This is a genomic window from Arthrobacter sp. 35/47 (assembly GCF_000520475.1).
Classification (GTDB): domain Bacteria; phylum Actinomycetota; class Actinomycetes; order Actinomycetales; family Micrococcaceae; genus Arthrobacter_D; species Arthrobacter_D subterraneus.
In genome coordinates, this window is record NZ_KI914590.1 from 5523 (window position 1) to 26241 (window position 20719).

Here is a 20719-nt window from a genome sequence, read left to right on the forward strand (position 1 = left end):
CGCTGAGGACAGCGCACAGGCAGCTCCCGCCGCCCGCGAGCCGGAGCCGGCCGCCACCAAGGCAACAGCAGTGCAGCCGACACCCGCGCAGCGCTCGGACGTTGGGCGCTCGGACGCCCAGGTCTCAACGGCACAGTCTTCCAGCGCGCAGGCCGATGCCGGCGGTGCCGAAGCAGCTCAGCCCGCCGCTACCGCAACCCAGCCCAAGGTCGAAGCGGCACAGCCCGCAGCCGGCGAGCCGGAGAACGCCGACGCGCAGTCCTCCCACCCGCGCACTGAGTCAATCTCGGCCACCCGCGATGCGGAGGACGAGGAGCCCGTGCTGGAGGCGTTCTGGTTCGCGGTCGGTACTCCCCGGTCGGTGGTCGACGAGCAGACCGGCGCCCCGCTGTTTGTGCTGCAGCCCGGCGATTGGGAAGTGGGCATTGAGGACCGTGGCCACGAGTTCCTGGTCCAGGACAAGCGGACCGGGCGAATCGGTGTCATGCGTGATCTCCGGAATATCGAGCGCGCTCCCCGCGAAGGCTGATCCGGCGCCGGGCCGGACTCAGCGGGAGGGGAGGAAGAAGTCAGCGTGGATGCATCGCCGATTGCACTGAAGCGCCGTGCGCGCAAAATCCACCGTGTGCTCGCGGATGCCTACCCTTACGCTGTGGCGGAACTGGACTTCCGTAATCCTTTCGAGCTGCTCGTGGCCACCGTTCTCTCGGCCCAGACAACCGATGTCCGGGTCAACCTGACCACTCCGGCGCTGTTCGCGCGCTATCCGGATGCCCGAAGCCTCGCGGAAGCGCCGGAAGATGTCCTCCAGGAGATGATTCGTCCGACGGGATTTTTCCGGGCCAAAGCCAGGAGCCTGCTGGCTCTGGCGACCCGCATCGTGGACGATTTCGACGGCGAGGTGCCCGGCAGGATGGCGGACCTGGTGACCCTCCCGGGCGTCGGGCGCAAGACGGCCAACGTGGTGCTCGCCAACGCCTTCGGGGTGCCCGGTATCTCGGTCGACACGCACTTCGGCCGGCTGTCCCGGCGGTTTGGCTGGACGGTGGAGGAGGACCCGGTGAAGGTGGAGTCCGACGTCGCTGCCCTGTTTGAGCGCAAGGACTGGGGCCTGCTTTCCCACCGCGTGATCTTCCATGGCCGACGGGTCTGCCACGCACGCAAACCGGCGTGCGGCGCCTGTCCGGTCGCTTCGCTCTGCCCCTCCTTCGGCGAAGGCGAGGTCGATCCGGAGCAGGCACGGAAGCTGCTGAAGTACGAGCTGGCGCCGGGTCGCGAGGAGCTTCATCGCCGCATGCTGGAGGGTGCCTCGCGGGCCGAGCTCCTGGCTGACGGATTCACGCTGAGCGCATGAGCGCCTATTCCGAACTGAAGGCGTTCGCCCAACGCGGCGAACCCATCGGGCCCGGCGGTGACACTTCCGAGGCCTGGCAGATACGCGGCATGGATATCGCGACCGCGAGGCCGGCGGCCGTCCTCGTCCTTTTCGGACGCCTCGACGACAAGCCCGCCAGGATCCACTCACCCGCCGTGCCGGATGACCTCGACGTCCTGTTCGTCACCCGTGCCGGAACTTTGCGTAACCACCCCGGCCAGGTCGCCTTCCCTGGCGGCAGGATCGACGACGACGACGCCGGCCCCGTTGCTGCAGCGCTGCGCGAGGCGGAGGAGGAAACCGGGTTGGACCCGGCCGGCGTCGAAATCCTCGGACCGCTGCCGGAAGTCGGGCTTCCCGTGAGCAACTACCTGGTGACACCGGTGCTGGCCTGGTGGTCCGCACCGACCCCCGTGCGCGTAGTGGACCACGCCGAGTCCTCCCATGTTTTCCGGGCGCCGGTTGCTGAATTACTTTCGGCCGAAGTGCGATTTACGGCGGTGGTCCGGCACAAGGGACGCGAACACCGCACGCCTGCCTTCACCATTGACGGCATCACCATCTGGGGTTTCACCGGCCTGTTGCTCTCCCGGCTGTTCGACGGACTGGGCTGGACCCAGCCGTGGGACGAGTCACGGGAGCAGGATGCACCCATCGGGCGGGATCGCGTCTAGCTACTTGGCGTCGGCGTAGGAATCCACCACAACCACGTTCACGGGAAACTCCACCGGGATCTGTCCGAACATCAGGTGTGCGGCGGAGCGGGCAGCCTCGGTGACCATGGCGGACACTCGGTCGGCCAGCTCACGGGGCACATGCAGCATCACTTCGTCGTGGAGGAAGAAGACAATGTGCGCCCCGGCGTTGCCGGCAGTGTCGGCGCGCAGCCGCCGTCGTAATTCTGCGAGCCAGCACAGTGCCCACTCGGCGGCAGTCGCCTGGACCACGAAGTTGCGCGTGAAGCGTCCACGGGAACGCGCGAGCGCATCGGCGCGCTGCTGCTCCGCAGCATTGCTGGTGCGCTGCGCCGTGAGCCAGCCGTCCGACGGCGGCGGGCAGCCTCGACCGAGGAAACTTGCGACGACGCCGCCCCCCTCTCCGGTGCGTGCCGCCGCCTCCACCACGGCGATCGCCTGCGGGTAGGTGCGCGTCAGCTGCGGCATCAGACGGCCGGATTCGCCGGTGGTTGCGCCGTACATCGCACCGAGCATGGCCACCTTTGCCTTCGCGCGGTCGCCGCCGAAACCCTGATCGGCAATTCCCTGGTACAGATCCAGCCCGCGACCGGCTGCAGCGAGCGCGGAATCCCTGCCCAGTGCCGCGAGCACGCGCGGCTCGAGCTGCGCGGCGTCGGCGACGATCAGGACGTGGCCCGGGTCGGCGCGGACGGCATCCCGGACCTGATGCGGGATCTGCAGGGCACCGCCGCCGCGGGAGGCCCAGCGCCCTGACATGCTCCCGCCGACCACGTACTCGGGCCGGAAGCGGCCGTCATGCACCCAGGTGTCCAGCCAGGTCCAGCCGTTCGCCGTCAGCAGCCTGGAGAGCTTCTTGTACGCCAGCAGCGGGGCAATGGCGGGATGCTTGTGCCGCTGCAGCTCCCAGGATCGGGTGGAGGACACCTCGATTCCGGCCCGGTGGAGGGCCCGCAGCAGCTCCTGCGGCGAGTCCGGGTTGAAACGGGGGTTGTCCAGGGCAGCGCGCAGTTCACTCGCCAGTCGTTCGAGCTCAGCGGGCCGGTGACCTTCGCGCGGGCGCTTTCCCAGCTGGGCTTCGAGCAGCTCATTGTGGAGGTCGGCGCGCCAGGGGATTCCGTGGAACTCCATTTCCGCCGCGATCAGGGCGCCCGCGGACTCAGCGGCCAGCAGCAGGGCCAGCTGTGAAGGCCGGTTGCCGGCGTTCACAGCGCGCTGCTGGGCGGAGAACTCAGCTGCGACCTCGTGGGCGCCGGCGCCGGCGGCAGGCTGGGCTGATTCGAAGAGGCTTCCCTGATGCGGCGACGGTGCAGCCGGCGGCAGCGCCCTGGCGGGGTTCGCATCCTCCGCCCCGTCCGGCAGGGACTGGAGCCGGCTGCCATATTCGGTGTCTGCACAGGCGGGGGAGTGGCGCAGGATCTCCCTGCTCAGTGCGACGTCGTGACAGCGGTCGATGGAAATTCCGGCTGCCAGGAGGGCTGGGTACCAATTCCGGGTGCTGTCCCAAATCCAGCGGGTGCCGGGGCGTTCCAGCCGGCGGACTGTGGCTGCCAGCTCCGCGGCCGGCACGACAACGGCATCACCTGCCGGTACTCCTGTCGAATCCACCGGCAGGAAGGCTATCTCGGCACCATCGGCTCCGTGAGTGCGCTGCCCGCTCGAAGGCGGCGCGAGGACGATGTACACGCCTCCTATTGTTGCCCACCATGGACCCCGACTATTCCTGCACTTCGGCTGAAGATATCCACATAGGCAGGTTCCGGCGCGGGACGCACACGTTTGCGGGCGCAGGCTTGCGGTATGTCTTCCTGGATCCCGGCTGCTGATTCGGCCAACGTCGTCCTGGTCAGTTCCTCGCAACGTCTCCGCGATGAAGCGGCGAGGGTAGCGGTGGCTGCGGGTCTCACGCTCGCGAACGCTTCCACGGTTGGCGAGGCCCTTGCGCTCCGTCCCGCCGTCGTGCTGCTGGACAGCGGGAGCGCCCGGCATGCCGTCCCGGGCTGCGCCGTGATCGTGCTCGGGATTGAGGGCGAGGAGGCAGGCGCCTGGGCCTCCGCCGCGAGCTGTAACGCAGACCGTGTCGCCATCCTGCCGCAGGCTGCCGGCTGGCTGGCCGAGCATCTGGGCATGCTGCAGCGTGCCCAGGATGAGGGAACCGTTGTCGGAGTGCTGGGAGCCGCCGGGGGAGTGGGTGCGAGCATGGTCAGCGCATGGCTCGCCGCCGGCGCGGGTTCCCGGAACCTGCGGCCGCTACTGGTCGACGGCGATCCCCTGGGCGGCGGGCTGGAGCTGGCACTCGGCAGCGAGGCCCTGCCCGGCGTGCGCTGGCCGGATCTGGGAGAGGTCCGTGGCACGCTGAACCCGGATCAGCTTGTTTCCGCCCTCCCTTCGCTTGAGGGATTCTCCCTGCTGTCGATGGGCGTGGATCCGCCTCCACCGGGCATTCTGGCGTCCACTGCGGTGCCGCCCGTCATGGAGGCGGCGAGGGCCGCCTACGGCGTAACGCTGGTTGACGTGGCGCGGGGCTGGTCAGCGGACGGGTCGCTGCTTCCGTACTGCGACAGCATCCTCCTGGTGGTGCCGGGAAGGACCCGTGCCATCTCAGCGGCCCGCGCGCAGGTCGCCCAGTTGCACCCGTTGCCCATCCGGGCGGTTATCCGGGGGCCGCTCGGACCGGATCTTGACCCACAAAGGATCGCCGACGCGCTTGGACTGCCGTGCGCCGGCTATCTGCCGCATCTCCGCGCCGCCGACGAGCGCGAGAACCAGGGGAGGATCCTCGACCTTGCACGCCGGCGGGCGGTCCGCTCCTTCGTCCGTTCGACACTGGATGCCATCCTCACCGGAACGTTGGAGCTGAGCGCATGAACCAGCAGCCCGGATCGCGGCGCAGCCGCCGGACCGCCGTGGCCACCGACGCCGCCATGGTCACTCAGGTGCGGAATGCGGTCCTCAGCGAATCGGCGCCGGTCACCGGGGCACGTCTGGCAGCAGCGGTCCAGTCCACCGGGCGTTTGTTGGGCTCCGAGGGGGCCTTCCACACCATGGACCGGGTCCGGGCCGAGCTGCAGGGTCTTGGCCCGCTGCAGCGGTTCGCGGAGGATCCTTCGATCACCGACATCCTTGTGAACGGCCCGGATGCGGTCTGGGTGGACGACGGCGGCGGCCTCCAGCGCACAGATCTCTCCTTCCCCGCTGATGCTGACGTGCGGGCACTTGCCACCCGGCTCATTGCTGCGGGCGGGCGAAGGCTGGATGACGGAAACCCCTGCGTGGATGTGCGGCTGGACCGGTTCCGTGTGCATGCGGTTCTCCCACCGCTGTCCACGCACGGGACGCTGCTCTCCATCCGAATCCAGCGGCAGCGCTCCTTCACCTTCGACGAACTGGTGTCCGCAGCCGAGCTGGACGCCCCCATGGCGGCAGCCCTGCGCGGCATTGTCCACAAACGGTTGAACTTCCTCATAAGCGGCGGCACCGGTACAGGGAAAACCACGCTGCTTGGCGCTCTGCTGTCCCTGAGCGGCCAGGATGAACGGCTGGTCACCGTTGAGGATTCCGCTGAACTCAGCCCCGTGCACCCGCATGCCGTGGGACTGCAGGGCAGGCACGGAAACCTGGAAGGCAGCGGGTCGGTGGACCTGGCTGAGCTTGTCCGGCAGGCATTGCGGATGCGTCCCGACCGCCTCATCGTCGGTGAGTGCCGCGGAGCCGAGGTCCGCGAACTGCTGGCCGCAATGAATACCGGACACCACGGCGCCGGCGGGACCATTCACGCGAATTCGGCGGCGAGCGTTCCCGCCCGGCTCTGCGCGCTTGCGGCCCTCGCCGGGATGGAGGCCGGCGCCTTGGCGTTACAGGCCGCCAATGCGCTCGATGTCATCATCCACGTTGTTCGCACACACAGCGGGCGCACGGTCTCCGAGATCGGTGTGCTGGAACAGGCCGGCGGCGAATTGACCGTGCGGACGGCGTTGAGGCGGAATGGGGCAAGATCAGAGCGGGGGCCGGCCTGGGAAAAGCTGGCTGGAATGCTTGACCGGGGCCGTTGACATGAGCGGCGTACTTTTGGCCGGAACGCTGTTCGCAGCCTATTGGCTGCTGATGCTCCCACGTCGTCCCCTGCATGCCGCCGGGGCGCCGGCCCGGCATCCGGTCGCCTTCCCTCGGCTGGTCCTCCCGAAGCGCCAGCGCACAACGGACCCGCATGAGATTCCGCTGTTCATCCATCAGCTCACCGGTCTGCTCCAGGCAGGCCGGGCACCCTCGCAGCTGTGGGGAGACATGCTCAGCGTGCACGGCGGAAGCAGCGGCTTCCCGGCAGCCATCAAACCTGCCCTGCTGCCGGCGCATCAGGCGGCCCAGCTCGGGCTCAGCGTTCCGGAGGTGCTGCGGGAGGCAGGGTCGCAGACCCGCGATCCCGCATTGAGGTCCCTCTGGCGTGATCTGGCCGCCTGCCTGGAGGTTGCCGAACGCAGTGGCGCGTCCCTCGCCGCCGTCCTTTCCCGTTACGCTGCCCAGCGCGATGCCCAACTGGATTCCGATGCAGCCCGCGGCACGGCACTAGCCGGTCCCCGGGCAACGGTCCGGCTGCTGTCATGGCTGCCGCTCTTCGGGCTCGGGGTCGGATATCTGCTTGGGGTTGACCCCGTAGCGGTCCTGCTCGGTTCGGCACCCGGTATTGCCACGTTGTGCGCGGGAGCGGTGCTCATGGTCATTGGCAGGTTCTGGTCAAGCAGGCTGGTCCGCGCCGCCGCGGGTGATTCGGCATGACCGGTGCGCTGGTTGCGGCCCTCCTCTGGGCGGGGTGTTGGCTGCTGCACTGTTCGCCGGCACGTTCGCGTGGAGGCATTGGTTCCGCCCCGACCACCTGGCGACGGACTCCGTCCCGGCAAAACCCAGCCGGCGGAATCCCACAGCAAGGGTTCCCACAGCAAGGGCTGGACGACCCGGCGCTCATGATGGACCTGATGGCGTCCATGCTTGCGGCCGGGTCGCCGCTGGACCGTGGCCTGGACATTCTTGCCCGGTCGGCATCACCGCCCGTCCGTACGTCTCTGATCTCCGTCAAGACGGCACTGGATCTTGGGGCGTCCTGGGAGGTGGCGTGGGCGGCAGCCTCCGCCGGCGGCTCCTGCGAGGCCGTCCAGGAACTCGGGCGCGCGCTGAGATTTGCCGGCACAACAGGGGCGCCGTCCGCCGCCGTTGTCACGGCGCACGCTGCCCAGTTCAGGCGGAGAAGGAACAGGGCTGCGGAACAGAGGGCTGCCGCGCTCGGGGTCCGGCTGGTCGTTCCGCTGGGTTTGTGTTCGCTTCCTGCCTTCGTGTGCCTGGGAGTCATCCCCATCCTGGTTGGCCTGTTTCCGGCTTTCACCACCCAGTAGAGGGCGCGACCGTGCGCTGTCAGCGGCCTCGCGCCAGCTGGCACTCCCTACGGCGCCACAGCGGTCACCGCCGCCTCACGCCACAGCCGCTATCGCCGCGTCACGCCACAGCCGCTATCGCCGCCTCACGCTACCGCCGCCTCACGGCACCGCCAACCGGCGCGGCCACCGCCGCCGTTGCCACGCCGCTCGCAGCGGCCGCAGCTGCGGGGCCGCAATCCCTCTCGCGCTCCACAATCCCTTGTAACACCTGCACTTATCCACTTACGGGGTTCTCCCTCTCCAGGTTGAACGGGTGCGCGGAACACTCGAATCAGCCGCTCAAGCGGTCAACCGTAACAACCACTATCAAGGAGTTGTCATGTCACGTTCCATCACCGCACCGACCGCACCGACCGCACCGACCGCGTGCTCCGAGGGTTTGCCGCAAGACCGTCAGAGCGAACAGCCGCTCGCCACCGTGACGTCCCTGCGGCCCGGCAGCATCGGGGACAACCGGCCTGCACCGCGCGGGCTGATGCGGTCGGAGGCCGGGCTCGCGACGGCCGAGTACGCGATCGCCACGCTGGCTGCCGTCGGATTCGCGGCGCTTTTGGTGGCAGTCCTATCCAGCGGGGAGATCCGCGGCCTGCTGATGTCCCTGATCACCAACGCCCTCAGCTTCGGCTGAGGCTTCATGGCCCGGGCAGGAATGCCGGTGACCGACCGCGGGGATAGGGGAACGGTCACTGCAGAGGTGGCGGTGGCTTTCCCCGCGGTGGTGGCTCTGCTGGCGGTCGTCCTGGCGGCTGCAGCACTAGGGGTCTCGCAGCTGCGTATCGAGGAGGCAGCGAGGGCCGGAGCACGCGAGATCATGCGTGGTGAAAGCAGCGCAGCCGCGGCAGCCACCGCCCGCAGGATCGCCGGCGGCGACACGCAATTCGCCGTCCATCCGGAGGGCGGCTACAGCATCGTGACCGTGACAACTTCGGTTGATGTGCCGGTACTGGATCTGTTCAGCATCGACCTTTCGGCCCGCGCCGTCGCTCTGCCGGAGCAGTTATGAGGCGCCGAGCAGTTATGAGGCGCTGCAGCTGTGAGCGTGAAACGGGCGCGGGAACGGTGTTGATGGCGGGCATCGCGATAGCGGCCCTGCTGGTTCTCGCGGTAGTGGTGCTCTTTGCCCAGGCGTCGGTGGCCGCCTCGCGGGCGGCAACGGCCGCGGACCTGTCGGCGCTTGCGGCGGCGGACGCCGCACGCGGGCTGCGTGACGGCAGCCCGTGCGCAGTAGCTGCCGGGGTTGCCGCTCACCATGGCGCCCGCCTCACGGGGTGCCTGGTGCAAGGGCAATCAGGCCATATTGTTCAGGTTCATACTGAGGTGGATTCCGTTCCCGCGCTGCCTCCGGCGTCGGGCCGGGCGCGAGCCGGGCCACCACCGTAAACCACTGCCGTAGGTCGCGGCCGACGGGTTTGCCCTCGCCGTAGGCCTCCGCGCCGTATACGGGCCGCGAACTCATCCCCGCGCAGAGCACGGCCTCACAGCCTCACCGAAAGGAGCTTCACAGATCCGGCATGCTCGCCGCTGGCGCAGGTTCACCAAGCCGGGCCTGCGCCAGCAGCATGTTCAGCAGGGTGAGGGCACCCGCCTTGCTCAGCGGGTTGTTGCGGTTGCCGCATTTGGGTGACTGGACGCAGGACGGGCAACCGGACTCACACTCGCAGGCGCTGATCGCCTGCGCCGTAGCGCCGAGCCAGGTTTCGGCGGCGTCGAAGCCACGCTCGGCGAATCCGGCGCCGCCCGGATGGCCGTCATAAACGAAAATGGTGGGCAACCCGGTGTCGGCGTGCAGGGCGGTCGAGACCCCACCGATGTCCCAGCGGTCGCTGGATGCAACGAGCGGGAGCAGTCCGATCGCGGCATGTTCCGCAGCGTGCAGTGCGCCGGGCAGGTCTGCTGCCGTGATGCCGCTGCTTTCGAGCAGGCGGTTGTCGCACTCGAACCAGACACTCTTCGTGAACAGGTCGCGCGCCCCGAGTTCCAAAGGTTGCTCCCCGAGGATCTCGTTCGAGACGAACGCCTTCCGCTGGAAGGAGATTACCTGCGTGGTCACCTTGACCTCGCCGAAACAGACCCGGACAGGGCCCCACAGTACTGCGCGCTGCTCAGAGATCACCTCGATCTGCGTGACGTCACGGGCTTGGGTGTAGTAGTCGGGATTGGAGCGGGTCACCATGGCGCAGTGGTCCTGCTCGTTCAGCTCATCCACAACGTAGCTCTGGCCCTGGTGCACGTACACGGCACCCGCGTGCGCCTGATAGTGGCTCTGCGGTGAATCCATGGTTCCGAGCACCGTCCCGGTGCCGCTCTCGATGATGTTGATGGGCCCGCCCCCATCAGCGCGCAGGTTGACCATGCCCGCGGCGCTCTGCGGATGGGTCCAGAACCAGCCCGCAGGCCGGCTGCGCAGGAGCCCCTGATCCACCAGCTGGTCACACAGGGCCCGTGCGGTCTCCCCGAAGAGCGGCAGGTCCTCGGGGGTCAGGGGAAGCTCGGCAGCAGCAGCGCACAGGTGCGGACCGAGCACATACGGGTTCGCGGGATCGAACACCGTCGCCTCCACCCCGACGTCGAACACCGCCTCGGGATGGTGGACCAGGTAGGTATCCAGCGGGTCATCACTGGCAACAAAGGCCGCGAGGGCGTCCTGTCCGGAACGGCCCGCCCGCCCGATCTGCTGCAGCAATGACGCGCGGGTCCCGGGCCATCCGGCCACAAGTACGGCGTCCAGACCGGAAATATCGATCCCCAGCTCCAGCGCCGACGTGCTCGCCACCCCCAGCAGGCGGCCGGACCGCAGCGCAGCCTCCAGCTGTCGGCGCTCCTCCGGAAGGTATCCGGAACGGTAGGCCGCCACCCGGGCAGGCAGCTTCTGATCCACCTCGCTGAGGAGCCGCTTGGTATTCGCGGCGATGCTTTCAGCGCCGCGGCGGGATTTGATGAAGGCGATGGTCCGCACCTGCGCTGAGACCAGGTTGGTCAGCAGGTCGGACGTTTCCGCGATTACTGTCCTGCGTTGGCGGGCACCGTTTTCACCGCGCAGGTCAGTGAGCTGAGGCTCCCAGAACGCCACCGTCGTCGACCCGTGCGGCGAAGTATCCTCGGTGAAGGCGGTGACGGGCGCTCCGATCAGCTTTCCAAAAGAGTCGGCCGGAGCCGCGGACGTGGCTGAAGCCCCGATGAACACGGGGTCTGCGCCGTAGGAGGCGCATACCCGGCGCAGCCTGCGAAGCAGGTTGGCGACATGCGATCCGAACACCCCTCGGTAGGTGTGCGCTTCATCCACGACGACGTAGGTGAGGCGCCGGAAGAACCGCGCCCACCAGGCATGGTTCGGCAGGATGCCGTAGTGGAGCATGTCCGGGTTGGCCAGGACCAGGTTGGCGTGGTCGCGGATCCAGCGTCGGGCACCCGCGTCCGTGTCGCCGTCGTAGGTGTCCGCCCGGACGGTGGGCAGGCCAAGCGACGAGATGGCTGCCAGCTGGTCCGCGGCCAGCGCCTTGGTCGGTGAGAGATACAGGGCCACGGCACCGGCTGGCTCAAGCGAGATCTTCTCCGCGAGGACGGATCGGTGGATCGCGTCGAGGACGGGCAACTGGTAGCTCAGGGACTTCCCGGAGGCCGTGCCGGTTGCAATGACTACATGCGACCCGGCATGTGCGGCGTCCGCGGCATCACTCTGGTGCTTCCACGGCGTCGGGATCCCACGCAACCGGTAGGCGTCCACCACATCGGGGTGGACCCAGCCGGGCCATTCGCTGGAGACGGCCTCACGCGCCGGAAGATGCCGGACATGAACGAGCTGCTCAGGATCTCCTCCGCCGAGAAGCGGGATCAGTGAATCGTGTGCAGGCACCCAGCTATTTTGTCACCCCAGCACAAATCGGAGCGGCGCGGATCGATGAGAGCGGTCAGCGGCGGATGACGAATGCGTCCGCCAGGTAGGTCCACCCCAGGTACTGGTACAGGTGACGCCCGCTCTCCGAAGCCATCAGCAGCCCGGTTTCCACGTCCTCCTCAAGGATGGAGGCGGTCAGCGCCCGCATCACAAAGCTGCCCAAGCCCCGACGCCGGTACAACGGATCAGTGATGATGCGGTCGAAGACTGCATGGTTGTCCTGCCTGGCGACCGACCCCCGCGCCACCTCCTCGCCGTTCACCGTCACGGACACGCGCCGGCAGTCTGCCTCGCGGATGTGCTCGAGCTTGAATTCCTCGTCCGGGGGGAGCGGGTCCTCGACGTCTTGTCCGTCCATATCCGCGCACATCAACGCCTGCTGCGAGTCGGTAACCCGCAGCTGGAGGGGAGCGGAGGCTTCGATAAGGTCATGCATCCGGTTGGTGACCACAGTGAGCACCCTGCGCGAGTCCTCGCGGGTTTCACTCGCGAGCTCGAGGAACTCACCGATGGTGGGCTCGTAGACGATGGTTTCCAGCTGGTCCTGTTGGTCGGTGAGCAGGACGGACACGCTGCGCCCGCGGTCCTGGGGAGTGTAGCCGCGGCATTTCGCCCAGCCGGAAATCCACGTGCGGACGAGTTGATCTGAAAGAGCGGCTTCCATGCCTGAACCCTAGTGGGGAGCAGAGGGCTTGAACATAGATTCCCTAAGAGGTTGCAGATTTGAGACCTCGCACCCGCACGCCGGTACCCTTTAATGCGTGTCCATGAACCGAATTGTTTTGTACTATGCGTTCACTCCGCTCCCTGATCCCGAGGCAGTCAGGCTGTGGCAGCGTGCCCTGTGTGAGAAGCTGGGGCTCCGTGGCCGCATCCTCATCTCCAGGGACGGCATCAACGGCACGGTCGGCGGCGAACTGAACGCCGTCAAGCAGTACGTGAAGACCACCCGCGAGTACCCGGCCTTCAAGAAGATGGACATCAAATGGTCCGAGGGCAGCGCGGAGGACTTCCCGCGGCTCAGCATCAAGGTGCGCGAAGAGATCGTCTCGTTCGGCGCCCCCGGGGAGCTGAAGGTCGATGAGAACGGCGTGGTCGGCGGCGGGACGCACCTCAAGCCCGAACAGCTGCACCAGCTGGTTGATGAACGCGGCGACGACGTGGTCTTCTTCGACGGCCGCAACGCCCTCGAAGCGCAGATCGGCAGGTTCCGGAACGCCGTGGTCCCGGATGTGAACACCACCCACGACTTTGTGCGCGAACTCGATTCCGGCAAGTATGACCACCTCAAGGACAAGCCCGTGGTCACCTACTGCACCGGCGGCATCCGGTGCGAGGTCCTGTCCAGCCTCATGGTCAACCGCGGCTTCAACGAGGTCTACCAGCTGCAGGGAGGCATTGTCCGGTACGGCGAAACCTACGGTGATTCGGGCCTGTGGGAAGGGTCGCTGTATGTCTTCGACAAGCGCATGCACGTCGAATTCAGTAAGGACGCCAGAACCATCGGCAAGTGCGTGCGCTGCTCCGCCCCCACCAACAAGTTCGAGAACTGCTCCAACCCCAGCTGCCGGAACCTCACGCTGTACTGCGCCGAATGCGCGGCGGATCCGGCAACGCTCCGCTGCCCGCAGGGGTGCGAAGCAGACGAGGCTGAAGCCACCGCCGTCGGCGCAGCCTGACGCTCCCGCCTTCACCCGGTCAGTTCCAGCACCGGCCCTTCATGGAGCGCAAGGTACACCCGGTCCCGCAGCGCATTTGCTTCCGCATCGGTAAGGGTCCGATCCAGCGCCTGCAAGGTGAGCCGGACCAGCAGGTTCACCTGCCCCGGCTGCGCCTGCAAACGCACGACGGCGGGAGCCGGCAGCTGCTCCACCGGCGTCCGGGCGCGGATCACCAGTGATTCCAGGACGTCGGCGTCGGCGCCGAGGGCATCCCTGGCGGCATCTCCGAGCGTCTCCTCATCCATATCCGGGCCGCACAGGACGGACAGGTCCCTCCCGACCGCCGGCATGAGGGAGACAGGACGCCAGGGCTGAAGATCGAGCAGCTGCGAGGAAACGCGGGGGTCCGGTGAGCGCAGCAGCCGGATATCCCCGATGCCCTTGCGCAGCATCAGCGCCCGGTCGAGTCCCATTCCAAGCGCGAGACCGCACCAGCGGCGGGGATCCAGGCCGGAGCTGCGGAGAACTTTCGCGCGCACCAGGCCGCACTCGGCGAGTTCCAGCCAGCCGGCAGGCGTCTGGACATCAATCTGCATCCCGTGCGATGTATAGGAATGTGTTGCCGGAACCGCCCGCCAGTGCGCGCCGGGCAGCACGGAATCCACGACGGCGTCGGCCATTCGGCGCAGGTCATCCTCACCCAGCAGGCCGCGGGCCTTGAGCCGCCACAGGTCCACCTGGTGCGGCGTCCCGACGTGGGTGCGGTCCACGGCGTCGCGCCGATACACCAGGCCGGGCAGTACATGGAGCCGGTCGTAGGGGTCAGCAACCGCTGCAAGGGAGTCCATGACGGCGGGAATGCCTGCAGAGGTATGGCTGCGCAGCATCACCGTGGGGCTCGCGTGGCGGGAGTAGCGCTGATCCCGGGTGACGTCGTCGGGCGCGTAGCCCAACCGGTCATAGTTGTCCGCCGTGGCCACCAGGCCGGTGGTGCGGTGGGTTGTGGCGGGTATGTCCCAGAGCTGCGTCAGGCAGCTGATGACGCCGTCGAGCAGTTCCTGCATGGCATGCGGACCCTGCGCGGGATCGGTGAGGTCCCGGATGGCCAGGGCTGAGGTGAGTTGGGGGATGGTGAGGTACATGGCTGGTCCTTGGAAGGTGTCGGGGAGGGTTTCTGGACAAAACCCCCGGCCGCGGACACCGTGTGGACCTAGCTGGAGAAGACGCGCAGCGCAGAGCCCTCACGGCCGAGAGGCGGCCGGGGGCTGATAAATCGCTGGTTTGCGTGCATGGCTCAATGGTACGTGAGGACATTTGCGGGCGGAACTTCCCCATAAACTTTCCCCGTGATGAACCTTGCAGCCGGCGCCCGGTGCAGCGATGACCAGGACCTGATCGACCGTCTCGCTGCGGATCTCGGGGCGGCGGACTACACGGTCGACGGCGTCGCCGGACTGGTCGGTGGGGACGCCTACGCCGCGCTGGAGCGGGACCAGACGGTGCCCGCGCTGCTGGCCGCGCGTGCCGCGCACCGCACCCGGGCAGGAAGCCGGCTTGCCGCCGTCGTGCTTGTTTTCCTGCTCGGTGAAGCGCTGCCCGCGGCAGAGCTGGACGGCGCCTTTCCCTCGGTCGGAGCAGCCGGGCTCCTGGCGCTCGGACTGGCGGAGGAGTACGACGGCGGCCTCCGCGCCGCGGTGGACCTCCGCCCCTATTCTTCGGACGCCGGCGGCGACCTGTGGGTGGCATCCGACCTGGGCTCACACCTGCGCCCCGGCGTGCTGCGGACCGATCACGTGCTGGGGATAGGGCGTGCGTCGCTGACCCTGGCGCAGTTCGCCGCGCGCGCCCCGGTTGACCGCGCCCTGGACCTGGGCACCGGCTGCGGAATCCAGACCTTCCATCTGCTGGCGCACGCCCGGCACGTCACTGCGACCGACATTTCGGAGCGCGCGCTCGCGGTCACCCGGTTCAACCTGCTGCTCAACGCGCCGGCGCTCGGGATTGACCCGGAACATCTCGACGAGCGCGTGTCGCTGCGGTTGGGGAACCTTCTGGAGCCGGTGGCGGGGGAGACCTTCGGGCAGATCGTGTCCAACCCGCCGTTTGTCATCACCCCGCGCACAGCTGGGGAGGCGCCCGCGGATCAGTTCACCTACCGCGACGGCGGCCGTGCGGGCGACGACATTGTGTCCTCCCTGATCCGCGGGTTGCCGGGCGTCCTGGAGCCCGGCGGAACGGCGCAGCTCCTGGGCAACTGGGAGATCCCGGAGGGCCTGGCCTGGGAATCCCGGATCGGCGGGTGGGTGCCGGACACCGCCGACGCCTGGGTGGTTCAGCGCGAACAGCTGACGCCCACGCACTACGCGGAAACCTGGCTGCGTGACGCGGCCGAAAACCGGAACCCCGATCGCTTCGCTGAAAGGTTCGGCGCCTACCTGACCGACTTCGCCTCCCGGTCCGTCGAACACATAGGTTTCGGCATGGTCTGGCTGCGGAACGCCGCCGGCCCGGCGACGCTCCGCCGGTTCGAGGAGATCACCCATGACCTGGAACAGCCGATCGGGCCCCACATGAGTGCCGGCGTCGCACGTCTCGACTGGCTGGGCGCCGTCGGGGACCTGTCCGCCGAACATCTCACGGTGGCGGACGATGTCACCGAAGAGCGGCACCAGCGCCCGGGCGCGGAGCACCCCGGGGTGATCCTGCTGAGGCAGGGCGCCGGCTTCCGCCGCACCACCCTGCTGAGCACGGAGCTGGCCGGCTTCGTTTCAGCGTGCGACGGCGACCTCACTGCGGGGCAGATCATCGGTGCGCTCGCAGCGCTCCTGGACCGCGACGATGAAGCGTTCGGCAGAGACCTGCTGGAGGACGTAAGCAACCTGGTGGTGGACGGCTTCCTCCTTCCTGCTTCGGCGCGGACAAGCGCCTGAGGTGCCGCGGCAGCCGCCTGCAGCGCACCGCGGAATTATTCACAGTGCCCGGCCCCGTGACGAGGGTCCCGAATCAAGCCGTTACCCTAGTGCAGGTAGGCATGCCGCATACTGTGAAGGGCAGGACGCCCACCCAATCCGAATATTGAGCTCAGAACGAGCGGTAGTTCTGCTGTTTAAAAGCACCTGTATCGAGGAGTGAAGTGCCAGCTAAGGCAACGGACAAGAAGCCCGGCAAGAAGCTCGTTATTGTCGAGTCTCCCGCCAAGAGCAAGACGATTGCGGGCTACCTCGGTGAGGGCTTCGAGGTCACTGCGTCGATGGGACACATCCGCGACCTCCCCCAGCCGTCGGACCTCCCGGCGGAGCTGAAGAAAAGCTCGCTCGGCAAGTTCGCGGTGGACATCGAGAACGATTTCGAGCCCTACTACGTGGTGTCGGCGGACAAGAAGAAGCGCGTCGCGGAACTCAAGGCGGCCCTCAAGGACGCCAGCGAACTGTATCTCGCGACTGACGGTGACAGGGAAGGCGAGGCCATTGCCTGGCACCTCCTCGAGGTGCTCAAACCGAAGGTGCCCGTCTACCGGCTGACCTTCCCCGAGATCACCCGCGAGGCAATCCAGCGCGCCATGGAGGAGTTGCGCGACCTCGATATCCCGATGGTCGACGCACAGGAAACCCGGCGCATCCTGGACCGCCTCTACGGCTATGAGATCTCACCTGTCCTGTGGCGCAAGGTGGCGCGAGGACTGTCCGCGGGCCGCGTCCAGTCGGTGGCCACGCGGCTGGTTGTCGAACGTGAGCGCGAGCGCATGGCTTTCCGCCCGGCGTCGTACTGGGATCTCACCGGAACCTTCTCACCGGTTGATGCGTCGAAAGGCGAGTCCTTCACCGCAAAGCTCGTGGCGGTGGACGGAACCCGGGTCGCAACCGGCAAGGACTTCAGCGACCTCGGCGAGCTGAAGTCGCAGAGCGTCGCCGTCCTCGATCAGACTGCCGCGGCTTCTCTCGCTGAAGGCCTGAGCGACGCGGCGTTCGCTGTCCGGTCGGTGGACACCAAGCCGTATACCCGCCGTCCCGCAGCGCCGTTCACCACCTCGACGCTGCAGCAGGAAGCCGCACGCAAGCTGCGCTTTTCCTCCCGCGTCACCATGCAGGTAGCCCAGCGTCTGTATGAGAACGGCTACATCACCTACATGCGTACCGATTCGCCGGCGCTGAGCGACCAGGCCATCAACGCAGCCCGCCGTCAGGCCTCGGAACTGTACGGTGCGGAGTACGTGCCTGAGGCGCGCCGCGTGTACAAGGGAAAGTCCAAGAACGCGCAGGAAGCCCACGAGGCCATCCGTCCCGCCGGTGACTCCTTCCGCACACCTGCCCAGGTTGCCAAGCAGCTTCACGGTGACGAGTTCCGGCTCTACGAACTCATCTGGAAGCGTACGGTCGCGTCCCAGATGGCGGATGCCAAAGGCTCGACGGCGTCGGTCCGTCTTGGCGCTGTTTCTCCCGACGGCAAGGACGCAGAATTCTCGGCCTCCGGCACGGTCATCACCTTCCGCGGTTTCATGGCGGCGTACGAGGAGGGCAGGGACGCCTCACGCGATGAGGATGACGCTGCGGGCGGAACCGAATCGGGACAGGGCGGCAGGCTGCCCAACCTCGCGACCGGTGATGGCCTCGGTGCGGAGGATATTTCGCCCATCGGACACGAAACCTCACCGCCGCCCCGCTACACGGAGGCTTCGCTGGTCAAGGTGCTTGAAGAGCGGGGAATCGGGCGACCTTCCACGTATGCAGCGACGATCTCCACGATCATGGATCGGGGTTACGTACGCACCCGCGGTCAGGCGCTCGTGCCGAGCTGGATTGCCTTCTCGGTGGTCCGGCTGCTCGAGGAGCACTTCCACGACTACGTCGACTATGACTTCACCGCCGAGCTCGAGGAAGACCTCGACCGCATCGCCCGGGGTGAGGAAAGCCGCGTCCAGTGGCTGAACCACTTCTACTACGGGGACCGTAAGGAAACCGGGCTGAGCACCATCGTCAACGACCTTGGCGAGATCGACGCCCGCCGCATCAATTCGGTGGAGATCGCGGACGGCATTGTGCTGCGCGTCGGCAAGTTTGGGCCCTACCTGGAAAAGCCCCTGCCGGCAGACGCTCCGGAGGGTTCGGAACCCCAGCGGGCCAATGTGCCGGAGGACCTGGCCCCGGATGAACTGACGGCTGAGAAGGCCGTTGAGCTGATGAACACTCCCGCCTCCGAGGAGCGGGTCCTGGGGACCGATCCTGAGACCGGGCGGACTATCGTTGCCCGCGACGGACGCTATGGCCCCTACGTCATCGAAATCATTCCGGAGCCTACCGCCGAGGATCTGGCCAACCAGCCTGTGGAGTATTACAAGAACGGCAAGCCCAAACCGCCGAAAAAGCCGGTCAAGGTCAAGCCGCGCACCGGATCGCTGTTCAAGTCAATGTCGGTTGAAACGGTGACCCTCGAGGATGCCCTCAAGCTGATGAACCTGCCCCGCGTGCTGGGCAAGGACGCGGAAGGCAATGAGATCACCGTGCAGAACGGGCGGTTCGGGCCCTATCTGAAGAAGGGCTCGGACTCCCGCTCGATCGGCTCTGAAGAGGAAATCTTCACCATCACGCTGGAACAGGCACTGGAAATCTACTCCCAGCCCAAGCAGCGCGGCGGCCGGACGGCCACGCCGCCGCTTGCCGAGTTCGGTGACGATCCGGTGTCCGAGAAGCCCATCGTGGTCAAGGAGGGCCGCTTCGGTCCCTACATTACGGACGGCGTCACCAACATCACCGTCCCACGGTCCACGGCCATTGAGGAACTGACGCGGGAAACGGCCGTGGCACTGCTGGCCGAGAAGCGCGCGAAAGGACCCGCTCCGCGCAAATCAGGCGGCCGGGCCCCGGCCAAGCGCAAGGCCACCGCCCGGAAGTAATCTTGGCCGCCCGCGGTCTCCTCGTGGAGCCGGTTCAACGCCCGCGGGACATAATAGGGTCATGCGGCTAGGCGTTCTTGATATCGGGTCCAATACGGTGCACCTCCTCCTGGTGGATGCCCATCCGGGCGCACGGCCGGTGCCGTACGCTTCCCACAAACGGCCGCTGCAACTGGTGAGCTACCTCGATTCCGACGGGCGGATCAGCGACGAGGGGCAGCGGGAACTCGTGGACTTCATCCGGCAGGCCCGTGCCTTCGCCACCGACCATCGTGCCGAGGACTTCCTCGCGTTCTGCACCTCGGCGATCCGGGAGGCAGGAAACGGCGAGGAGGTTCTACACCGCGTTGAAGCAGACGCCGGCGTGGTCCTCCAGGAACTCTCCGGCGACCAGGAGGCTGCCATGACGTTCCAGGCGGTGCGGCGCTGGTATGGGTGGAGCACCGGGTCCATTCTGAACCTGGATATCGGCGGCGGTTCTTTCGAAATGGCCATGGGACATGACGAACTCCCCGAAGTGGCCCGCTCCGTGCCGCTCGGTGCCGGGCGCCTCACCCGGGAATGGCTGCCGGGTGACCCGCCTGCGCCCCGCGACGTGAAGAACCTCCGGCGGTACATCAGGCAGACCCTCAAGGAGTCCGCCGGCAGCTTCACCTCCCTCGGCCGGCCGCACCTGGTGGCCGGAACTTCAAAGACTTTCCGTTCCCTCGCGCGGATCGCCGGGGCGGCGCCGTCGGGTGCGGGCCCGTTTGTGCGGCGCACGCTACGGCTCGAGGATCTTTCCCTGTGGGCGAAGCGGCTGGAGGCGATGTCCTCGAAGGACCGGGCGAACCTTGACGGAGTCTCCGAGCTGCGTGCACGGCAGGTGCTTGCCGGAGCGCTTGTGGCCGAGGCGGCTTTCGAGGTCTTCTCGGTCAGTGAAATGGATATCTGCCCGTGGGCACTGCGGGAGGGCCTGATTCTCCGTCGCTTCGACACCCTCATGTTCGAAGCGGACGAGCCGATGCCCTCCGTCGGCGTCGGGCATGTGCACCTCGGAGCGCGCTGAGCCGCACGGCGGAACCCGCACGCACAACCCCATCAAAAGGAGACGCCGACGGGCCTGCAGCGTAATTGGGGGAAATCACAGCTGCGGCCCACCGGCGTCGGCCGGGCCAGGGAGAGCCCGGCCTCATCACTCGCACCTTTATGAGGTAATAACGACTGTACTGCTATTTCCCGGAACTGCACCCCTGCGCAGCCTGTGAGGATGCTGTGAATCGCTCAGTCATGACACGATGGGCCGATGGCTATCAACATCCCCCAGCACATCTCGTTCCTCGGCTGCGGTTCAATGAACGGCGCTATCCTCACCGGTCTGCTCGCGGCGGGCCTCCCTCCCCAACAGGTGACAGCTACCGTCCGGGGTGCGGAAAAGGCCGCAGGCCTGAGCAGGAAGCATGGTGTGTCCGTGTTGTCCTCGACTGAGGATTCGGCCGCCAACAAGACAGCAGCGGCGGCAGCCGACGTCGTACTGCTCGGAGTGAAGCCGGTCGGGATCCTTGACCTTGCCCGCGAGATTTCTCCGGCACTGAAGCCGGGGACGGTGGTGATCAGCGTTGCTGCAGCGATCTCGATCAACATGCTGGAGGCGGCACTGCCGGAGGGCCAGCCGGTGATCCGCAGCATGCCCAACACTCCCTCGAGCCTCGGCCGCGGCGTGCTGTCCATTTCGGCGGGAACCAGTGCCACCCCCGAACTGATGGACCAGGCCCGGACCATCCTCAGCGCGGCGGGA

Annotated in this window: 18 protein-coding genes and 1 pseudogene; 15 read left to right on the forward strand and 4 right to left on the reverse strand. The window is 67.3% G+C overall.

From position 1 onward, the window contains the following. The 3 genes and pseudogenes from X803_RS18145 to X803_RS0105950 form a co-directional block, all read left to right on the forward strand. Positions 1-529 (forward strand): annotated as a pseudogene (locus X803_RS18145) (hypothetical protein); the annotation flags it as partial. A gap of 45 nt (positions 530-574) precedes the next feature. Then, positions 575-1354: an endonuclease III gene (nth, locus tag X803_RS0105945; RefSeq protein WP_026544423.1), complete on the forward strand. Its 780-nt coding sequence runs from the start codon at positions 575-577 to the stop codon at positions 1352-1354. Further along, the gene (locus tag X803_RS0105950) at positions 1351-2049 is read left to right on the forward strand and encodes an NUDIX hydrolase (RefSeq protein WP_026544424.1); all 699 of its coding nucleotides are present in this window, start codon (positions 1351-1353) and stop codon (positions 2047-2049) included. The genes nth and X803_RS0105950 overlap by 4 nt, the downstream gene beginning before the upstream one ends. Here X803_RS0105950 and X803_RS0105955 read toward each other — a convergent pair whose 3' ends face one another. Then, positions 2050-3756, reverse strand: coding sequence for a bifunctional 3'-5' exonuclease/DNA polymerase (locus X803_RS0105955; protein ID WP_026544425.1), 1707 nt, complete (start codon positions 3754-3756; stop codon positions 2050-2052). A 114-nt stretch (positions 3757-3870) separates the two neighbouring features. On the opposite strand from X803_RS0105955, the gene ssd reads away from it, so the two are divergent. The 7 genes from ssd to X803_RS0105990 all read left to right on the forward strand — a co-directional run bounded on the left by ssd (position 3871) and on the right by X803_RS0105990 (position 8876). Beyond that, positions 3871-4938 carry a septum site-determining protein Ssd gene (ssd, locus tag X803_RS18150; RefSeq protein ID WP_051470513.1) on the forward strand — a complete coding sequence of 356 codons (1068 nt, stop codon included), beginning with the start codon at positions 3871-3873 and terminating at the stop codon, positions 4936-4938. Next, positions 4935-6122, forward strand: a complete 1188-nt coding sequence (locus tag X803_RS0105965) for a TadA family conjugal transfer-associated ATPase (RefSeq protein ID WP_026544426.1) — start codon at positions 4935-4937, stop codon at positions 6120-6122. The genes ssd and X803_RS0105965 overlap by 4 nt, the downstream gene beginning before the upstream one ends. Before the next feature lies 1 nt (position 6123). Further along, on the forward strand, positions 6124-6843 hold the full coding sequence (locus X803_RS18155) for a type II secretion system F family protein (RefSeq protein WP_051470514.1): 720 nt from the start codon (positions 6124-6126) through the stop codon (positions 6841-6843). A 197-nt stretch (positions 6844-7040) separates the two neighbouring features. Then, the gene (locus tag X803_RS0105975; RefSeq protein WP_175460065.1) at positions 7041-7454 is read left to right on the forward strand and encodes a type II secretion system F family protein; all 414 of its coding nucleotides are present in this window, start codon (positions 7041-7043) and stop codon (positions 7452-7454) included. A 361-nt stretch (positions 7455-7815) separates the two neighbouring features. Continuing rightward, positions 7816-8124 carry a DUF4244 domain-containing protein gene (locus tag X803_RS22410; protein WP_035778111.1) on the forward strand — a complete coding sequence of 103 codons (309 nt, stop codon included), beginning with the start codon at positions 7816-7818 and terminating at the stop codon, positions 8122-8124. Positions 8125-8130: 6 nt separating this feature from the next. Then, on the forward strand, positions 8131-8499 hold the full coding sequence (locus X803_RS22510) for a TadE family type IV pilus minor pilin (RefSeq protein WP_216699036.1): 369 nt from the start codon (positions 8131-8133) through the stop codon (positions 8497-8499). Between the two features lie 14 nt (positions 8500-8513). Beyond that, complete coding sequence (locus X803_RS0105990) at positions 8514-8876, forward strand: Rv3654c family TadE-like protein (RefSeq protein ID WP_026544430.1); 363 nt, start codon at positions 8514-8516, stop codon at positions 8874-8876. Positions 8877-8994: 118 nt separating this feature from the next. Here the strand turns inward: X803_RS0105990 and X803_RS0105995 are convergent, their stop codons facing one another. Next, a complete protein-coding gene (locus X803_RS0105995) occupies positions 8995-11349 on the reverse strand; it encodes a DEAD/DEAH box helicase (protein ID WP_026544431.1) in 2355 nt (784 codons plus the stop codon). Between the two features lie 55 nt (positions 11350-11404). Further along, positions 11405-12055 carry a GNAT family N-acetyltransferase gene (locus tag X803_RS0106000; RefSeq protein WP_026544432.1) on the reverse strand — a complete coding sequence of 217 codons (651 nt, stop codon included), beginning with the start codon at positions 12053-12055 and terminating at the stop codon, positions 11405-11407. A 97-nt stretch (positions 12056-12152) separates the two neighbouring features. Between X803_RS0106000 and X803_RS18165 the strand changes: the two genes are divergently transcribed. Next, on the forward strand, positions 12153-13070 hold the full coding sequence (locus X803_RS18165) for an oxygen-dependent tRNA uridine(34) hydroxylase TrhO (protein ID WP_051470517.1): 918 nt from the start codon (positions 12153-12155) through the stop codon (positions 13068-13070). Between the two features lie 11 nt (positions 13071-13081). Here X803_RS18165 and X803_RS0106010 read toward each other — a convergent pair whose 3' ends face one another. Continuing rightward, positions 13082-14194, reverse strand: a complete 1113-nt coding sequence (locus X803_RS0106010) for a PheS-related mystery ligase SrmL (protein WP_026544433.1) — start codon at positions 14192-14194, stop codon at positions 13082-13084. Between the two features lie 207 nt (positions 14195-14401). On the opposite strand from X803_RS0106010, the gene X803_RS0106015 reads away from it, so the two are divergent. The 4 genes from X803_RS0106015 to X803_RS18175 form a co-directional block, all read left to right on the forward strand. Then, positions 14402-15982: a DUF7059 domain-containing protein gene (locus tag X803_RS0106015; RefSeq protein ID WP_026544434.1), complete on the forward strand. Its 1581-nt coding sequence runs from the start codon at positions 14402-14404 to the stop codon at positions 15980-15982. Between the two features lie 203 nt (positions 15983-16185). Continuing rightward, complete coding sequence (gene topA, locus X803_RS0106020) at positions 16186-18942, forward strand: type I DNA topoisomerase (RefSeq protein WP_026544435.1); 2757 nt, start codon at positions 16186-16188, stop codon at positions 18940-18942. Between the two features lie 61 nt (positions 18943-19003). Beyond that, on the forward strand, positions 19004-19990 hold the full coding sequence (locus X803_RS18170) for a Ppx/GppA phosphatase family protein (protein WP_035778112.1): 987 nt from the start codon (positions 19004-19006) through the stop codon (positions 19988-19990). 237 nt (positions 19991-20227) lie between these two features. Further along, positions 20228-20719: pyrroline-5-carboxylate reductase family protein (locus X803_RS18175; protein ID WP_035778113.1), on the forward strand; the 492-nt coding region annotated here is incomplete at its 3' end.